Source organism: Clostridium aromativorans (assembly GCF_020908015.1).
GTDB lineage: Bacteria > Bacillota > Clostridia > Clostridiales > Clostridiaceae > Clostridium_B > Clostridium_B aromativorans.
Genome location: NZ_JAJJPB010000014.1, coordinates 1 through 16,472, shown reverse-complemented (window position 1 = coordinate 16,472; position 16,472 = coordinate 1). Strand labels below are relative to the sequence as shown.

The window sequence follows — 16,472 nt, the reverse complement described above, 5'->3', positions numbered from 1 at the left end:
CTATAATTTACATGTAAATAGTTTCATCTTATATTAGTGTGTTAATTTAATCAGAAAATAATTCACTGCCCTTTCAAACAAATTGATTCACAGGCAAATTTAAAATAAAATTTAATCTGAAATAATATTGTCTATAGGTATATCATGTTCTTCTCTGGGAACCTTATCTAAAATCTGAAAACTGTATGCAAGGGCTATCTTCTTGGAATCCTTTCTAGTCATCTTTAGAAATCTGTCATAATATCCTCCTCCATAGCCTATTCTTCCTCCCTCTTTGTCAAAAGCAATACCTGGTATATAGCATAGATCTATTGTAGACTCATCCATCCTTAAATTTATATTTTCAGGCTCAAGTATTCCATAGGCACCACTTTTCAGTTCATTGAAATGGTTTATTTTTACCGCTATCATTCCCTTTTCCCTGGATATTGTCTTTGGAACAGAGACATTTTTGCCATCTCTTAGAGCCCTTTTTATAATTCTATGAGTATCAACTTCAGTTCCAAAACTGACGAATATAAATAAATTTCCAGCTTTCCGATATTCTTCACTTAGTAAAACTTTTTCAAATATTATATTGTCCAATGCCCTCTTTTTAATTTCAGGCATACTATCTCTTTTTTCTTTGATTTTTTTTCTGATATCTTCTTTATTCATCTGCATGGTCTTTTTTTCTCCAACTCTTTTATTCTCTTGCTGATTACATCTACTGGAGTTATGCTTGACATAAGACTATATCTGTAATTTGCTGCGGCAGCTTCAACTATGACAGCCAAATTTCTTCCAGGCCTTATAGGAACCTTTAGCTTTCTCACAGGAACATTTAAAATATTCATGTATTCCTTGTCTATTCCAAGCCTGTCGTAATTCTCATCTTCCTTCCACTGCTCCAGATATATTACAAGGTTGACATTTTTGGTCTTAAGTACAGAACTCAACCCATAAAGTGCAGGGACATCAATAATTCCCATTCCTCTAACTTCTATCATTCCCGCTGTAATATATGGTGAAGTCCCGTGAAGTACTCCATTTATCTGTTTTATATCCACTGCATCATCCGCTACTAACCTGTGTCCTCTTTTTATAAGTTCCAGCGCAGTTTCACTTTTGCCTATTCCACTCTCACCAGTTATAAGTATACCTATGCCGTATACATCCACTAACACCCCATGAAGCCTGGTTTCAGGTGCCAGCTTATCATCCAAATAGTTCATCAGTTTATTTATGAATCTCGTCGATATACTATCAGTTCTAAGTATCCATCTTTTATTAGAAAGGGCACTTTCTAAAAATTCTTTATGTGGTGGTAAATTTCTAGTAATTATAGTACAGGGATTATAAAATTCAAAATATTTTTCCAATCTTTTTTTCCTGAGTTCTGACTGCATCGCATCTAAGAAACTCCATTCAGCTTTACCCACTATCTGAACTCTTTTATTTGCATAATAATTGTAAAATCCGCTGAATTGAAGTCCTGGTCTATTTATATCACTTTCAGTTATTTTATTTATTTTGTCTCCTTTAGTTATAACTTCCAAATTCAAGTCCTCTATAATATCTTCTACCGTTACTGGCATTTTATCACCCCTTAGTTGGATCATCTAGTCTTTATTTTCCATAAGTTTTTTTGAATTGTCAACCTCTGTTACGGTTAAATCATTTTGAAGTTTATTGAAGGTGATTTTTTTCTTAATAAAATAGGATACTAAAACAAGAGCACCCAAAAGAACCGAAGCCAGAACAAAATTTAAAGAATTTATATTTTGTGACTTATCTCCTAAATTTATAAATACAAATACCCCGGGTATTATCCCTATTGTAGTGGCTATAAGAAAATCTTTGAATTTTATTTTAGAAAGGCCGGCTCCATAACTTATTATATCAAAAGGCACCAGTGGTATCAATCTCAATATAAATACTATTAAGAAGCCCTCTTTTTCAACTCCGTCTTGGAACCATTTTCCCCTGCCCCTGACCAATTTATTTACTATATCCTTTCCCAAAAACCTGGCTATATAAAAAGATAGAGCTGCTCCTAAAACAGCCCCAATAATAGTATATATCATACCATAGAACACTCCAAAAACCATTCCGCTGGCTATGGCAAGTAAAGCATTGGGAAAAAGTGTAAGAGGTACAAAAGTAAACATTATTATATAAACTACAGGTGCAAGCATCCCAAAAGAACTTATATAAGCTTTTATGTTAGAGGCACTGCATTTATGCAGCAGGTCGCATTTAAAACATATCACTGCGGCAGATATAATTAAAATTGCAATCAGTATTTTCAGCAATATAGTTTTCTTTTTGTTCAAATCCTATATCCTCCTCTCATGATTTTATATCTATTCATCCAACTTTTATAAAGGCTTGTTTTGCCAGGTACCTCACGTTTGGAATCCCACTTACCTCCAAATATTAAATTCAAAAGGTGCAGAGACTTTTTCCCTCCCATAGACATGGATTCTCTACAGCTGGCACAATACGTAAGTAAATAATCGGTGCTGCCGGAGTTGGCTGTATCTTCCATAACCTGCATGGATATATCTGGATTCGTTGTAGAAACCATTCCTCCCATACCGCAGCAGTGAGTATGTTTTCCATAATGCAGTGATTCCACTACTTTATATCCAAGTTCATCTACAATATATCTTACGCTGTTTTGAATATCTTCCCTATACCTAGTTACACATGAATCCTGAATTGAAAAGACTATATCACTGCTCTTTCCTATACCTTTTGCCTCCTGAGGTAGTCCAATTTTTGCCAGCAGGTTCCAAAGTGAAATTATATTTTGATTCAATCCGCATTCTTTAAGAAGTAAAAAACAGGACTGGCAAGCTGTAACTATCTCTAGAGCACCGGAAGAATCTGCCATTCTTTTTAATTTTGTAATTTTCTGCTTGTAACTTTCCTCCTCCCCGATAATTTTGGAAGGCTTTCCGCAGCATTCTATAATCATTGCTGTCTCGGGAAAATCTTTTTTGAGGTATTCAAGAGTTTTGAATACAAGCTCTGGATTATAAGCACAAAGACTGCATCCAGGCATAAAGAGCCTTTTAATCTTTTTATGGGATTCATCTCCCAAAATACCGCTAAAAAATCTTGAAAAACTTAATGTTTGATGCATATGCACGGATCTATGGCCTTTCATGGGAGATACTCCTCCGTTATTTTCCACTGCATATTTTCTGATATTCATAAATACATCACCCAAATCCAAATTCTCCGGGCATACTGATTTACAAGTTTTACACATGCTGCAGGAATAAGGTATATATAAATTCATACTTTTTTCTTCTACTGCACTTTTAAATAGAGATCTGGGATTTTTACAAAAATATCTAAGCATCTCACATTGTTTCATGCATGCACCACATTTTACACACCTATTTCCTGTGCTTTTCAACTCATTTAAAATATTTTCATCCAATTCAATGGGCTTATTTACCATAAATTCACCTCTAGATTTTTCAGAAAATCCAAACTTAGGTATTCCTCTATCTTTTTCAATGTATCCTCGTTCTTTATATTCTTTTCCGGATTCTTATATTGAATCCATGCATAGGCACACCAGGAAAGTGCCCTTAGATACAGATAAGGTTTATATAGATGTACTCTCTCCTTTATATCTCTTTTGCCATTTTTCAATTTGCCTTCGTATATAGTGAGAAATTCATTTATTTCTTCTTTGCTAAAAAGATAAGATGATTTCCACAATGTAGTGGTTTTTGCCAGAAATTGAGTTAAATCCTGACAGGGATCACTTATAACTGGTTTTTCCCAGTCTATAAGATAATACTCTTTCCCACCTATAATAAAATTATTTGAGTTGACCTCCGTATTATTTATCACATGCCATTTGTCATCCATGAAATATTTCTCCCTATAACTATTATCTTCAGCCTTTTGCAAAAACTTATAGAAGAAATTTTTTTGTTCTCTATTGACTAGAGGAGATGACATAAAATCTTTAAGCCATTTTTTAGATTCCAGTACTCTGCTGGAAAAAATTTTGTCTTCCACTATAAAAATTTTTTCATCATCTTCACTTAAGTCTATAGAGTGAATCCTGCCAAAAATATCTGCAGCTTTTTCTAGATCCCTTTTATAATTTAAAGGTACACCTTCTAGGAATTCCATAATTAAAATTCCATAATTCAAAAGTTTTCTACTATCATCTACATAATATACTTCAGGCGTAACTCCGCTTACTTTAAGTCTTTTAAGTGCATTGAATTCATATAAAATCTGATGTTTAAGCTCTAATTGACTCCCTGTATTTACTCTAAACACATATTTTTTATTTCCATATTTCAGTATGTAATTTATATTATATTCTCCCTGTGCCAAAAAATTAATGGAATAGTTTCCATCTATGCCTATTTTCCTCAATTCCTTATTTTTATTTATGTAATCCTCTATTTTATATATTAATTTATCTTTTAACATATTAACTCCTTTTAAATATAACAAAGCTAACTATTTGTATTGATTTTGATTTTGTGGTATTTACTAAATAAGATGTCATTTATAAATTTGTAGGTATTTTGAGGAAAAATTTCCCACTTTATAGTTCTGTCCTTCATCTTATCCCTAAATTTCATTAAATCCTCTTTAGTATCTATATCACAACATTTACATGTAAATCCAACTGTTATATTATTTCTATTTGCAATATCTATAGTACCCTCAATCACTGACTTTTTTCCCCAGTTTATGCTGCTTGAAAATATTTGTGAATTTCTTTTTTTCATACCTATCAAGTAGTATCCTCCATCCTCTGTCGGCCCCAGACATAGATCCTTATCTTCCAATACAGAAAAGGCTCTGGCTATATTGGATGGCTGTATTTCTGGTATATCAGTTCCTATCAAAGCTACTTTTTTATATCCTTTGTGCAGTACAGTATCTATGGCATTGTCCATTTTATCTCCCAAATCACCCCCAATTTGAGGGAATGTATCAATATACTCTGGAATCATATCCTTCATGTAAGATAAATCTTCTTTTGGAGTATATGTAAGGTATATATCCGTGTCATTGACCAACCTACTGCACACTTTGAAAATATCCATTAAAAATTGGATATGAAGGTTGGCACATTCTTCGCCTGTTAAAATTTCCATCAATCTAGTTTTGGTTTTACCTGGAATAGGTACTCTTGTCATAAGTATGAGTGCATTCATCCATACTCCTCCTATACATTTCATTTAATTTTTCTGATGAAACACCTAGAAAATACAGTATCCTGAGTTTATGCATTAATATATGGGTTTTAATAGGACCACTTTTTTTAAATCTTCTTGCAGAAGTTCCAATGCCATATCTGAGCAGCTTCATTTTTCCTATTTTCCTTAATCTCAATGATATTTCTAAATCTTCCATAATATCTATGTCTGCATATCCTCCTAATTTTTCAAATACATCTTTTCTAATGAACATTCCCTGATCCCCGAAATATATTCCAAGTTTTCCTGCTCTAATATTTGAAGTAGTGGATATGTATCTCATAAATAGTGTATTGCAATCATAAAAATAAAGGGAAAACCCTCCTCCTATAATTTCATCCTCTTCAATAGCTTTTTCTATGTAGTCAATTGAATTAGGATCTACAATTGAATCTGCATGTAAAAACCATAGTATATTCCCTCTAGCATATTTTGCACCTTCATTCATCTGCCTTGCTCTTCCTCTTTCACTAGACAGTACCTTTGCACATTTTCTCACTGTTGACACAGTATTATCTGTACTCTCTCCATCTACAAAAATTATCTCTTTTTTTCCCTTCACTTTCTCCAACATTGTTAAAAATGCTTTTATATTTTTACCCTCATTTAATACAGGAATTATTATTGAAACCATTTTAATCACCAAATCAAAATTGTACTTCTTATTTTAATTATAACTTTTTTGTATACAGAACCCTAATTATTATTGCTATTTAAAATACTTATAGTAAGTTATATTATTATTTCTTATCAAAATTTCTTATCTGCTATTAATACATGCAAAAAACTTTTAGACATTATTTTATTTTAGTAATTTTTTCCATAGCACTTTATACCAATATATACAGACACATTTTTCTTTTTTCCACATTTTCTCCACAGAATAATCCACACCTTATCTACAGAAATTATGTTTATTTTTGTAATATACTGTATTTTATTGGCTAATAAAAGATATGTTTATTTTATTATTATCTGGTAAAATATAAGAGGAGTAAAGTTACCTTATGGGGGAATAGCGATGAAAAATGATTTAGCAAATTTAGATATCGAGATAAATAATCTAAAAGAAACTCTATATCTGCTGATGAGAAACAGTAATCTTACAGACGAAACAGTAGTTAAATGCAGTGAAAAACTGGACAAGTTAATTTTAGAATACCAGAGGAAAAACACTTTTGGTTAGATATTTTTAATTTTATAAACTACATATTCATTTCATTTAAATTTTAAAAGCTCTATTCCTTGGACTTGATTTTAAAAATCTATATAACTTTTTACTATAATAAAAATAGGGGGCTGAGCCCCTACTTCTAAAACTAAAGTTAGAAATTCATATATAAACTCGTCTATTTTTTAAATTTTTCTCATAAGGTTGGTTTATTTATAAAAACTTTCAATAATCTTTGATATTTTGCCTGAGTAAAATATGTACTCCATGTGAAGGGCTCTAGTGAGAGCTACGTATAATATCTTCTTATCCAATTCATTTTCGGTATAATTTTCCTCATTGCAATTGTAAATTATAGTGCAGTCAAATTCCAACCCTTTTGTCATATAGGAGGGAATTATCATTTTATCTTCTTTCAATACATTATCATTTTCTTTGACTAAATTCCAATTGTAAGCACTGTACTTTTTTAAATAATCTCTAATTTTTTTACATTGGACAGAAGTTTTTCCTATAATGGCTATAGTTCTTTTATTACTGTCATGAACTTTTTTCACTATTTTATCTAAACTTTTACTGAAATCTCTATTGTTTATAAATTTAAGTATTTTAGGAGAATCCCCATGTCTTAAAACAGGTACTGCCGGTATTAGATTACTTTTTTGAAGCTCAAGTATCTTATTGGCAAATTCTATTATTTCTACTGTAGAACGGTAGCTTTGAGTCAGCTGAAAATATCTTGTGTTGACTCCAAAAATATCCTGTATAATATCATTCCAGTCAGATATACTTCTATAATCATATATACCTTGGGCAAGATCACCCACTATAGTCATAGAACTGCCTGTACTTATTTCCTTTAAGACAGTCATTTCAAAACTGCTGTAATCTTGAGCCTCATCCACAACCAGGTATTTAAATCTGAACTTTTCGGGTATTCCATCTATTTTGAATTTCAAATAGCAAAGAGCTGCTAAATCATCACTATCAATTACGTTATTCTGTTTATTTGCCTGTATTTCATTTACCAGGTCGTTCCAGCGATTCCTGGAAACTTTTTTACTTATGATCTTTTCAAATACATCCTTGTCCGTTAGAAATTTTTCATAGAGCTTAGATGTATCGACTTCAGTCCACCTATTGAAATAATCCTCAAAATTTTTCTCCGATTGAATTATTATATATTCTTTCTTTTCATCTCTTTCATCGTAGATAAATCTAATTTTATTTCTCCTACCTGCGCTGTCTTTCATAGTTTTTTTTAATCTGGCAATTTTATAATCATATAGAAAATCTATTTTATCCATTATTTTATGTATTTTATCATCTATCTTCAACTCGAAATATTTTTTTATCTTATATTTTTTTTGATTTTCAGGCAAATATTTCATATCCTTCGTGTATAGCCTGTATATTTCCCTACTGTCAAATAAAATATAATCATCTACTTTTATATCACTTATATCTAAATCCTTTTCCCCAATATATTTTATGTAATCGTCAATTAATTTCCTGTATAAAATACTCCCCCTTATACGGCTGTTGTAGATCATGTTTTTTTTAGAAAAACATTGTTTATTTTCAAGTATATCTGCCAATTTCTTATCTTTGGTGTATATTTTACATTTAATGTGCAGTATTTTACTGCACAGTTCTTCAAAAGTCATTTGCTTTACATTGTCTACTCCCAGATCCGGAAGTACATCTGATATATAACTTAAAAAAAGCTTATTGGGAGCTATAACCAAAACGTCTTTTCCACCTAGTTTATCTTTATATCTGTAGAGTAAATATGCCAGCCTATGAAGGGCCACTGTAGTTTTGCCGGAGCCTGCAGTTCCCTGAAATATAAGAGTGGTATTTTTTTCTGCTCTTATTATATCGTTCTGCTCTTTCTGAATAGTTGCCACCACATCTTTGAGCCTGTTATTCACACTTTGATTTAAATTTACTTTTAGAAATTCATCTACCAGTGGATTGCCCTCTTCATTGTCAGATTTAAGTAATATCTCGTTTACTCCATCATCAAAGGCATCTTTTAAATTACCATTTTCAATCAAAAATTTCCTCTTTAAACTGAGTTTTCCACTTATCACTCCAACAGGAGACTTGTAAAATGTATCTCCTTCTACACCACTGTAATATAAATCCGCCAGGGGAGCCCTCCAATCAATTACTTTTTCATCTCCATTTTCTACATCTCCAAGCCCAAATTTGCCTATATAGAAAGTCTCTTTTTCGCTCTTGTATTCTCTAAAATCAATTCTTCCAAAATAAGGTTTTTCTTTGCTTTCTTCGTATTTTTCAAGACTTTTATGGGTGATATTATAAAGTTTTTCCTTTGTATCCAGTTCTTCATTATACTTTCCCCTAGACTGCTTCCTCAAGTCCTCTATGCTCATCTTTAATTTTTTGTCATTTTGCTGTATATTTTTTATTTCTGATTCCAACCATTTTAAAGTGTCCTTCAAATGTTCCTTTTCAATTTCCATTTCACTAGAATCTATAGACATAGTATCCCTTCTCCCACTCCTGTACTTACTGTATAAGATATTATATAAATTTTATATTTAACATTATAACATGTCAGAACCACAAGAAGGAAATATTACAAATCTCTTTTTACTAAGTTAGGACATTTTCTTATATTTGCGCAAAAGAATAAACTGTTGAATAATCAAACATTCAGCAGTTCATTCTTACTCTAATTATATTCTCATTGTTTGAGTCTAAATCCTTTTGAGACTAAAGCTTCTCGAAAGTGCTCCCAGAATGCCAAGAGAAATAGCTCCATCTATCATATGATGAATAAGTGTACCAACTCCTACTACTATGAGTACCTTGTACATAGTAAACCCGAAAGGTATTACTGCTATGGCCTCAAGTACTCCGTGAATAGGCGCTGTAAGTACTATGATCTTTTTAAAAGATATTCCTTTTTTAAGCATAAATGCACCTGCCAATCCAACAAATATATGACTGGCTGCCCTTGCTGCTATTACAAGAGGCGAAGTAACTAAAAATCCTATTACAGATCCTATCCCCACCATTACTGCTGCAAAAGGTCCTAAAAACATCGACATAAACATAGGTACATGAGCAGCCAAAGTAGCGCTAAAAGGCCCAAATTGTATTTTTAAAATTCCAAAAGCTGTTGGTATTACAATTGCCAGAGCTGTTAGAAGCCCTGAATAAGTAAGTTTTTTTATATTATTCATTTTTCTCCTCCAAATTAGTGTATATACTCTTATATATACACTAATAATATAATAGTTAACTCAAAATGTAAAGCTATTAAATCTAAATTGATCCTTTTATGAAATAAATGTATAATTTATTTATTGGCGATTAGATTAATAGGGAGGTAATATATTTGGCAATAAGAAAGATATTGCAATTTGGAGATAAATTGCTGAATAGAGTTAGCAGACCAGTGAAAGAAATAGACGATGAAATTCTGAAAATTATAGAAGATCTTAAGGATACTTTAAATAACAGTCCTGACGGTGTTGGCCTCGCTGCTCCTCAAATAGGAATACTCAGGAAAATTGTAGTTATAGACTTAAAAAAAGAAGATTCTAAGCCTATAATTTTAATAAATCCTAAAATAATCAAAAAAACAGGCAGACAGGAAAGTGTAGAAGGATGCCTGAGTTATCCAGGATATGAAGGAGTTGTGATAAGGCCAAAAAAAATCTTAGTGACAAGTCAGGATATAGAGGGCAATGAATTGACTTACAAAGTTGATGGAATTGTATCCAATGTATTTTGCCATGAAATAGATCATTTGTTCGGCATTTTGTATACAGACAGGGCAAAAAAAGTATATAAGGTAAAAGATTCAGATTAATATAATTGGGCAAAAAAATGAAGCTGTCCTATTTTAATACCTTAGGGCAGCTCAATTCATATCCAGTCTAAAAATAATTAAAGATATCTTACAGATATTCCCTTCGAACCAAATAGATTTCCAATTAAAGGCAGCTTAGCTTTTTCATATATGAGTACTTCTTCCTCCATTTCAAGTCCTCTTTCTACATATACATTTATACCCTTATAGTTGTACCTATTAAATATTTTATTGCTTCCTTTAAAATCACTTGAAAATTCTACAGTTATCTCCCGTACTTCCATAGCACAGCATCCTCCGGATGTAGAAACAGTTTTAACTACAAAATCTCCGCCTTTTTCTCTTGCATATTCAAGGGCTCTGTCATCAATAGTCAAGTTCATAATATCAACTCCTTCATTATTTAAATATGGCCGAAAAAATATAATTCCCTTTCTCCGTCAAATACCACATATCCATCTTCTTTTTCTATAAGGGAGCTTTTCAAGAGCTTTTCTATATTTATAGAAAATTTTTCAAGATAATAATTCTTCGATACCGCTATATCCTTATCCTGTATTTTTTGCTTTATAAGTTTTTCTCCATATTTATCCCTATATCTCAATAAAAAATCTGGAAGCCATCGTTTTTTATTGAACTTAAGATAATCATATTTTATTATCTCATTTAATTCAACATTTTTTTCCTTTAAATACTGTTCTTCAAATTCGACAAACACCTTATAATATTCTGCCGATGATATATTTCTAGTTAAATATCCACTATTATAAAAAAACATTCCCAATTCATAATAAAAGTCAAAGGCGGTTTTAAACTTAGTTGTAAAATAATTTAGTATATGTGTAAACTTTCCAGAGTTATAGTACTTATCTACCATCTTCTCTATCCTTTTTAATACAACTAGTTCTTCATAACTTATGTTGTCTGTTTTTAAAACCTCATATGGGGCATAAGGAGAATATACAATTCCCAAATTTTTTGCATCTTTCCTCAGGTCAGATCCCTTTAAAAGTTTTAAAAATCCAAGCTGAATTTCTTCTGGCTTCACAGAATACACATCATTGAATGATTTTTTAAAGGAACTAAAATCCTCTCCCGGAAGTCCTGCTATTAAATCAAGATGCTGTTTTACATTGTGGTTTTTTTCTACTTTTTTCACTTTTCTCTTTATTTCTTGAAACTCAACATGTCTGTTTATATTATTTAGAACCCTGTCATTTGTAGTTTGAACTCCAACTTCAAGTTGAATTCTTCCTGCAGGGGCCCTTTGAAGTAATTCTATTTCATCTTCTGTAAGGATATCTGCCGAGATCTCAAAATGAAAGGTAATATTTGTATCTGTATCTATTATAAATTTCCAGAGTTTCATAGTAAATTCATGGTTGCAGTTAAAAGTCCTGTCTACAAATTTTATAAGTTTTATATTTTTTCTCATTAAAAATTGAAGTTCCGCTTTCACTCTTTCAATATTTAGAAATCTGACACCTGCAGTGGTTGAAGATAAGCAGTATTTACAGTTAAAAGGACATCCTCTGCTGGATTCGTAATATATTATCTTATTTTGAAAATCCTCTTTCACTTTATAGGGAAATACTATTCTGTTCATATCCATTAATCTTCTATATTCATTTAAAATTATTTTGTTATTCCATTTAAAACAAAGTCCATTTATATTCTTAAGCTTTAAAAAATCTGTTTCACTATTTTCTCTACCTGAATTCCTGAAATTTTCTATCTGAAGTTTTACAAATTCGCAGTAAGTTTCTTCTCCCTCTCCTATGATTACGTATTCTCCCGCAGCATCTTTTAAAAATTTACAGCTGTCATAGGAGACCTCCGGACCTCCATATAGAATCTGGATTTTAGGATCAACAAGCTTAATCAGTACAGCCAGAGATTTGATATACTCTATATTCCATATGTAACAGGAAAAAGCTACTATGTTAGGTTTCTCACTTATGATCTCCTCTAAAACTCTATCCAGTATATCATTTATTGTGAACTCCCTTATAACACAATCATAATCAAGTTTCTCGGTATAAGCTCTTAAATATCTTATTGCCAAATTACTGTGAATATATTTTGAGTTCAATGCAGTCAGTAATATCTTCATATGAGTTTCCTATTTACCTCCAAATCACCATAGTTTTCTAATAGGCATCACAAATTACAATTTAGAATTTCGTTTGAAACTAGACAATATTTTTTTCTTGGCCTTTATATAGTAAATTCCATCTGAATTTCTAAAATCTAAAACCTTAAAATAATCTTCCAGCAGCTTTAAAGTATTTTCTTTAGAACTATTTTTTAAAATATTAAAATCCCTTATTTTTATTTTCTTAAGTTTTCCTCCAGGTACTGCTATTTTTATATCTCCACAAAAAATTTTATTATATCCCTTGTCTATATCCCATATATGCAAAAATCCATTTTTATTCAAATATCTATGTATATTCATTATAAAATTTTTCTTTTTAAAATTAAAACAGAGTTTATCAAAAGAAAATAACAGTATACAATTATCATAGTAGTCCTCCATTATATTTTTCCGTTCATCTTTTCCACTTATATATTCGACATTTATGTTATCGTTAAATTGCTTATATACATTATATACTATGCCCTGATTGTCAAGACCTACATCCAGTAAGTTTCCCTTAAATATTTCATTTTCCATATTTATAAATATATTTCTATTCAATCGAATCACTATCCTTTATGAACATATAGTAAAAAATATAATAAAATACATAATATGCTATATACCTATTATATATGTTCTGTAAAAGGAAAAAAAATCCTCCAAGCTATGGAAGAATTTTTAAATTTTTTATTTCATTGAAATATTTAAGCATAAAGCCTGCTGTAGTCCTCTCAGCTTCTTTTATAATAATCATGGATATCCTACCGTATCTTTCCTCTCTGGACTCTATATTTCTGTTTTTTATATAGGTGCTGTTTGCCATTATGGCATTGTTCTTTATAAAATCATCTACTTTATCATACATTATGGGTTCCTCTTCTGTAGTAAAAGAATAATCTGTCATAAGCTTTCCTATTATCCAGAGTTCAAATTTTCTATGACTGTTTAAAAGCTTATTGTTTACATGATGTGGGACTGTAACATCCTGAACAAGATGGCAGGATGCTCCAAAATAAAATAAAGCCCTTTGAATTTCTCTATCTTTCAGAAATTGTAATGATCTATTGTAATATTTCTTACATTCTGTCAGTGCATCTGAAAACCCGTATAGTCCTCTGCCTCTAGTTATATGATAAAAATGATTTGAACTCTTAAAATCTTGATCTGCCCAGGTAACTCCTATATTCAAAGCCTTTACGTATTTTTTAAAAAACTTATATTCTTCCGTATATCCATTGATCTTTAATATTTCTATAGCCTGTATAATTATAAACTTATGAACAGTACAATTTGTCTTCATGATCTTTTTCTTAAGTGGGTTTACTGCAAGGAATATACCTTTAACAGCATTTCCATAAGTTTTTTCAATTCCACGCTTCATCCAATAATAATCTCCTCTTTAAATATACTAATGCACTTTCAAGAATTTTGATTCTTTAAAATCAATATAATTCCAAGTATCACCGTTAAAAGTAAATATAGGTAAATGCTTTTATTTACTTCCGGCTTTACATTAATTTTGCCTCTTTTTATACTATATAAATATCCACTCTCTCCGTCAAGTGTTAACAATGACTTATCGTATATCTTTATACTGGAAATTTTAGAAATATCCTTAAATTTAACTTCTGCTAAAGGGGAACCTGCTCCTCGAAAACTATAGATCATATTATCTGAATTATCATAAAAAAATATACAATCTCTCGATTTTAAATCTCCATTTGCATCTACAGCTAAAGTTCCTATAGTACCTACACTTTTATGCTGATATAATGGAGCCGGAGGATTTGTGCTTGGGTGGTTGTCAAGTATGAACTGCAGTGGTGAACCTTTGACACTCTTGAATTTTGGAGAAGTAACTGGATCACCGCCGCTGTAATCCGGCCATCCATACCATATACTTTTCTCTATATCATATATATAATCCGTATCTCCTATAACAGGCCTGCTCCCTCTATTTTCCATACCTCCAACACTGCATATAAGTTTATTATTACTTGTAAAATCCATACCGCCTATATTTCTTATCCCCCAGGCAAAAGTTTCACTGCTGTCGTTTTTTATATTATATACTATTACGGAGGCATTTCCTGGAAAATGCTGTGGCACTATCTGCCCCTTTAAGCTGTTTGTATTATAACTTTGAAATGCCCCTCTCTTGTACTTTCCGAAATTAATTCCCCTCAAGGTTATATCCTCTGGTGTCACATCATGGGCATAGAAATTCTTCTTAACCCATTTGTTGTCATCCCCCACTACAGCTGAATTAGTTGCAGCCCCTATGGATATATATATATATTCTCCTCTTACTTTTAATAGGCTGTCTTTATAATCTCCATAATTAGGGAGATTGTCTAAAAGAACTGTATTTTTATTTTGTTTCATGTTATAGCAATATATTTTATCTTTTGAAGAATAATATAGGTTATTTTTAAAATAGTCTATACTGTGAATATCCAGCTCAGGATCTTTGAATATATCATAACTCTTTCCATTTTCTTTTATAATCTGTATTTTATTTTTATATGCTATGTAATAATTATTCTTTTCATCCACTGTGAAATCAACTGAGTTCTTTAGCCCACTATATTTCAAACTACAACTTAGAGCGTTGTCTTTCAACTCCACCTGAATTTTGGGATGTGTTTTATCAAAATAAAATTGAATTGCAAAAACTGATGCAGATATAAGCACAAGCATTGATAAAACTTTCAATAATTTTTTCATAAATATAATACTCTCCTCAAATATAGATCCTAAAATATTATATTAAAAAAATTTTCTGCATATGAATGTTTATTTAGAAAGAATACTACAATAATTTGTATGTTATAATTTCGGAAAATTTCACCATGTTACCACCTCTAAAAAATAATTCTAAGCCTCAATAAAAAAATTATTAAAGCTTAGAATTATTCAAATTAAATTAATTTTTAATTTACAGAATTGAGAGCTCTGTTTTGGACAGCCAGCGCGGCTTCTTTGAAAGCTTCACCTATAGTCGGGTGGGCGTGCACAGTAGTAATTATTTCGTCTACAGTAGCTTCAAGCCTCAGTGCAAGTGCAGCTTCCCCTATGAGATCCGTGGCCCTGGGTGCCATGATGTGAACGCCAAGGATTTCTTCCGTCTTTTTGTCCGCCAGTATTTTTATTATACCGTCTGTTTCCTTTGATATCATGGCCTTTCCGTTGGCACCCATGGGGAAAATACCTACTTTGTAGTCAATTCCTTTTTCTTCGGCCTGTTCTTCAGTATACCCTACGGCAGCTATCTCAGGTTTTGTATATACACAGGAGGGCACGGTCTTGTAATCCATCTTTGCATTCTGACCCGATATATTTTCTGCAGCCACCACACCCTGTTCGGAAGCAACATGGGCGAGCATTATTTTCCCTGTACAGTCCCCTATGGCATATATATTTTCTATATTAGTTCTCATATGATCATCCACACATACATTTCCCTTTTCCACCTTTACTCCAATTTTATCTAAATCAAGCCCCTCTGTATTTGCACGCCTTCCTATGGCTACCAATACTTTCTCGGCCTCCACGCTTGAAACGCCATCTCCTTTAGTAAAATCAACCTTCAGTCCATTTTCTACCTTTTCTATTTTAGTTACCTTGCATCCGGTATTCAGTGTAACTCCTCTTTTTGACAGCTTATCAGCAATTAGATTTGAAATCTGCCTGTCTATAGGCGGTAAAATAAACGGCAGCATTTCCAGAATGGTCACTTTCTTTCCAAGTAAGCTGAACAGGCTTGCAAATTCTATGCCTATTACTCCGCCGCCTATAATCACTATTGTCTCCGGAAGAGATTCAAAATCCAGTGCACCGGTGCTGTCCACTACACCTTCAAGGCCTATTCCGGGTATAAGAGGTGCAAAGGGAAGAGAACCTGTGGAAATTATGACATCGTCAAAACTTATTTTTTCAGCTTCTCCATTTTCTCTGGTTACTACAATGGAATTTTTAGTTTCCATTTTGGCAAACCCCTTGATCACATTTACCTTGTTATATGAAAGCAGTCCTTTTACTCCTGATACAAGTTTCTTTATTATTCTCTTTCTTCTC

General features: G+C 31.8%; 17 protein-coding genes. 2 read left to right on the top strand and 15 right to left on the bottom strand.

All coding sequences use genetic code 11. The features are described from left to right. Positions 1-111: 111 nt before the first annotated feature. The 7 genes from LN736_RS11345 to LN736_RS11315 are packed head-to-tail and all read right to left on the bottom strand — an operon-like array spanning position 112 to position 5,865. Entirely contained in the window at positions 112-657 is a 546-nt protein-coding gene (locus LN736_RS11345) for a 5-formyltetrahydrofolate cyclo-ligase (protein WP_179978280.1), read from the bottom strand. Next, positions 654-1,577 carry an HPr(Ser) kinase/phosphatase gene (gene hprK, locus LN736_RS11340; protein WP_150357983.1) on the bottom strand — a complete coding sequence of 308 codons (924 nt, stop codon included), beginning with the start codon at positions 1,575-1,577 and terminating at the stop codon, positions 654-656. Before hprK ends, LN736_RS11345 begins: the two co-directional genes overlap by 4 nt. A 24-nt stretch (positions 1,578-1,601) precedes the next feature. After that, entirely contained in the window at positions 1,602-2,315 is a 714-nt protein-coding gene (locus tag LN736_RS11335; protein WP_229981559.1) for a TVP38/TMEM64 family protein, read from the bottom strand. Next, the gene (locus LN736_RS11330; RefSeq protein WP_229981558.1) at positions 2,312-3,454 is read right to left on the bottom strand and encodes a (Fe-S)-binding protein; all 1,143 of its coding nucleotides are present in this window, start codon (positions 3,452-3,454) and stop codon (positions 2,312-2,314) included. Before LN736_RS11330 ends, LN736_RS11335 begins: the two co-directional genes overlap by 4 nt. After that, entirely contained in the window at positions 3,448-4,452 is a 1,005-nt protein-coding gene (locus LN736_RS11325; protein WP_229981557.1) for a phosphotransferase, read from the bottom strand. The genes LN736_RS11330 and LN736_RS11325 overlap by 7 nt, the downstream gene beginning before the upstream one ends. A 26-nt stretch (positions 4,453-4,478) precedes the next feature. After that, positions 4,479-5,189: a TIGR04282 family arsenosugar biosynthesis glycosyltransferase gene (locus tag LN736_RS11320; RefSeq protein ID WP_150357987.1), complete on the bottom strand. Its 711-nt coding sequence runs from the start codon at positions 5,187-5,189 to the stop codon at positions 4,479-4,481. Further along, on the bottom strand, positions 5,146-5,865 hold the full coding sequence (locus LN736_RS11315) for a TIGR04283 family arsenosugar biosynthesis glycosyltransferase (RefSeq protein ID WP_150357988.1): 720 nt from the start codon (positions 5,863-5,865) through the stop codon (positions 5,146-5,148). Before LN736_RS11315 ends, LN736_RS11320 begins: the two co-directional genes overlap by 44 nt. A 387-nt stretch (positions 5,866-6,252) precedes the next feature. On the opposite strand from LN736_RS11315, the gene LN736_RS11310 reads away from it, so the two are divergent. Further along, the gene (locus LN736_RS11310; protein WP_150357989.1) at positions 6,253-6,417 is read left to right on the top strand and encodes an aspartyl-phosphate phosphatase Spo0E family protein; all 165 of its coding nucleotides are present in this window, start codon (positions 6,253-6,255) and stop codon (positions 6,415-6,417) included. A 194-nt stretch (positions 6,418-6,611) separates the two neighbouring features. On the opposite strand, the gene helD is transcribed toward LN736_RS11310, so the two are convergent. Together helD and LN736_RS11300 are read right to left on the bottom strand one after the other, a co-directional pair. Further along, positions 6,612-8,915: an RNA polymerase recycling motor HelD gene (gene helD, locus LN736_RS11305; protein WP_150357990.1), complete on the bottom strand. Its 2,304-nt coding sequence runs from the start codon at positions 8,913-8,915 to the stop codon at positions 6,612-6,614. A 216-nt stretch (positions 8,916-9,131) separates the two neighbouring features. Next, the gene (locus tag LN736_RS11300) at positions 9,132-9,620 is read right to left on the bottom strand and encodes an ECF transporter S component (RefSeq protein ID WP_150357991.1); all 489 of its coding nucleotides are present in this window, start codon (positions 9,618-9,620) and stop codon (positions 9,132-9,134) included. A gap of 155 nt (positions 9,621-9,775) precedes the next feature. On the opposite strand from LN736_RS11300, the gene def reads away from it, so the two are divergent. Next, on the top strand, positions 9,776-10,252 hold the full coding sequence (gene def / locus LN736_RS11295; RefSeq protein ID WP_150357992.1) for a peptide deformylase: 477 nt from the start codon (positions 9,776-9,778) through the stop codon (positions 10,250-10,252). 77 nt (positions 10,253-10,329) lie between these two features. On the opposite strand, the gene LN736_RS11290 is transcribed toward def, so the two are convergent. The 6 genes from LN736_RS11290 to lpdA all read right to left on the bottom strand — a co-directional run. Further along, positions 10,330-10,635, bottom strand: coding sequence for a hypothetical protein (locus LN736_RS11290; RefSeq protein WP_150357993.1), 306 nt, complete (start codon positions 10,633-10,635; stop codon positions 10,330-10,332). 20 nt (positions 10,636-10,655) lie between these two features. Beyond that, complete coding sequence (locus LN736_RS11285; RefSeq protein WP_150357994.1) at positions 10,656-12,365, bottom strand: B12-binding domain-containing radical SAM protein; 1,710 nt, start codon at positions 12,363-12,365, stop codon at positions 10,656-10,658. Positions 12,366-12,419: 54 nt separating this feature from the next. Continuing rightward, entirely contained in the window at positions 12,420-12,959 is a 540-nt protein-coding gene (locus LN736_RS11280) for a class I SAM-dependent methyltransferase (RefSeq protein WP_179978281.1), read from the bottom strand. 100 nt (positions 12,960-13,059) lie between these two features. After that, positions 13,060-13,776, bottom strand: a complete 717-nt coding sequence (locus LN736_RS11275; RefSeq protein WP_150357996.1) for a zinc dependent phospholipase C family protein — start codon at positions 13,774-13,776, stop codon at positions 13,060-13,062. A gap of 38 nt (positions 13,777-13,814) precedes the next feature. Continuing rightward, the gene (locus LN736_RS11270) at positions 13,815-15,122 is read right to left on the bottom strand and encodes a hypothetical protein (protein WP_229981556.1); all 1,308 of its coding nucleotides are present in this window, start codon (positions 15,120-15,122) and stop codon (positions 13,815-13,817) included. A 206-nt stretch (positions 15,123-15,328) separates the two neighbouring features. Then, positions 15,329-16,472: dihydrolipoyl dehydrogenase (gene lpdA, locus LN736_RS11265; protein WP_229981555.1), on the bottom strand; the 1,144-nt coding region annotated here is incomplete at its 5' end.

Coding starts and splice junctions, on each gene's coding strand:
- LN736_RS11345 (WP_179978280.1), bottom strand. CDS start 657: ATGAATAAAGAAGATATCAGAAAAAAAATCAAAGAAAAAAGAGATAGT.
- hprK (WP_150357983.1), bottom strand. CDS start 1,577: ATGCCAGTAACGGTAGAAGATATTATAGAGGACTTGAATTTGGAAGTT.
- LN736_RS11330 (WP_229981558.1), bottom strand. CDS start 3,454: ATGGTAAATAAGCCCATTGAATTGGATGAAAATATTTTAAATGAGTTG.
- LN736_RS11325 (WP_229981557.1), bottom strand. CDS start 4,452: ATGTTAAAAGATAAATTAATATATAAAATAGAGGATTACATAAATAAA.
- LN736_RS11320 (WP_150357987.1), bottom strand. CDS start 5,189: ATGAATGCACTCATACTTATGACAAGAGTACCTATTCCAGGTAAAACC.
- LN736_RS11315 (WP_150357988.1), bottom strand. CDS start 5,865: ATGGTTTCAATAATAATTCCTGTATTAAATGAGGGTAAAAATATAAAA.
- LN736_RS11310 (WP_150357989.1), top strand. CDS start 6,253: ATGAAAAATGATTTAGCAAATTTAGATATCGAGATAAATAATCTAAAA.
- helD (WP_150357990.1), bottom strand. CDS start 8,915: ATGTCTATAGATTCTAGTGAAATGGAAATTGAAAAGGAACATTTGAAG.
- LN736_RS11300 (WP_150357991.1), bottom strand. CDS start 9,620: ATGAATAATATAAAAAAACTTACTTATTCAGGGCTTCTAACAGCTCTG.
- LN736_RS11290 (WP_150357993.1), bottom strand. CDS start 10,635: ATGAACTTGACTATTGATGACAGAGCCCTTGAATATGCAAGAGAAAAA.
- LN736_RS11285 (WP_150357994.1), bottom strand. CDS start 12,365: ATGAAGATATTACTGACTGCATTGAACTCAAAATATATTCACAGTAAT.
- LN736_RS11275 (WP_150357996.1), bottom strand. CDS start 13,776: ATGAAGCGTGGAATTGAAAAAACTTATGGAAATGCTGTTAAAGGTATA.
- LN736_RS11270 (WP_229981556.1), bottom strand. CDS start 15,122: ATGAAAAAATTATTGAAAGTTTTATCAATGCTTGTGCTTATATCTGCA.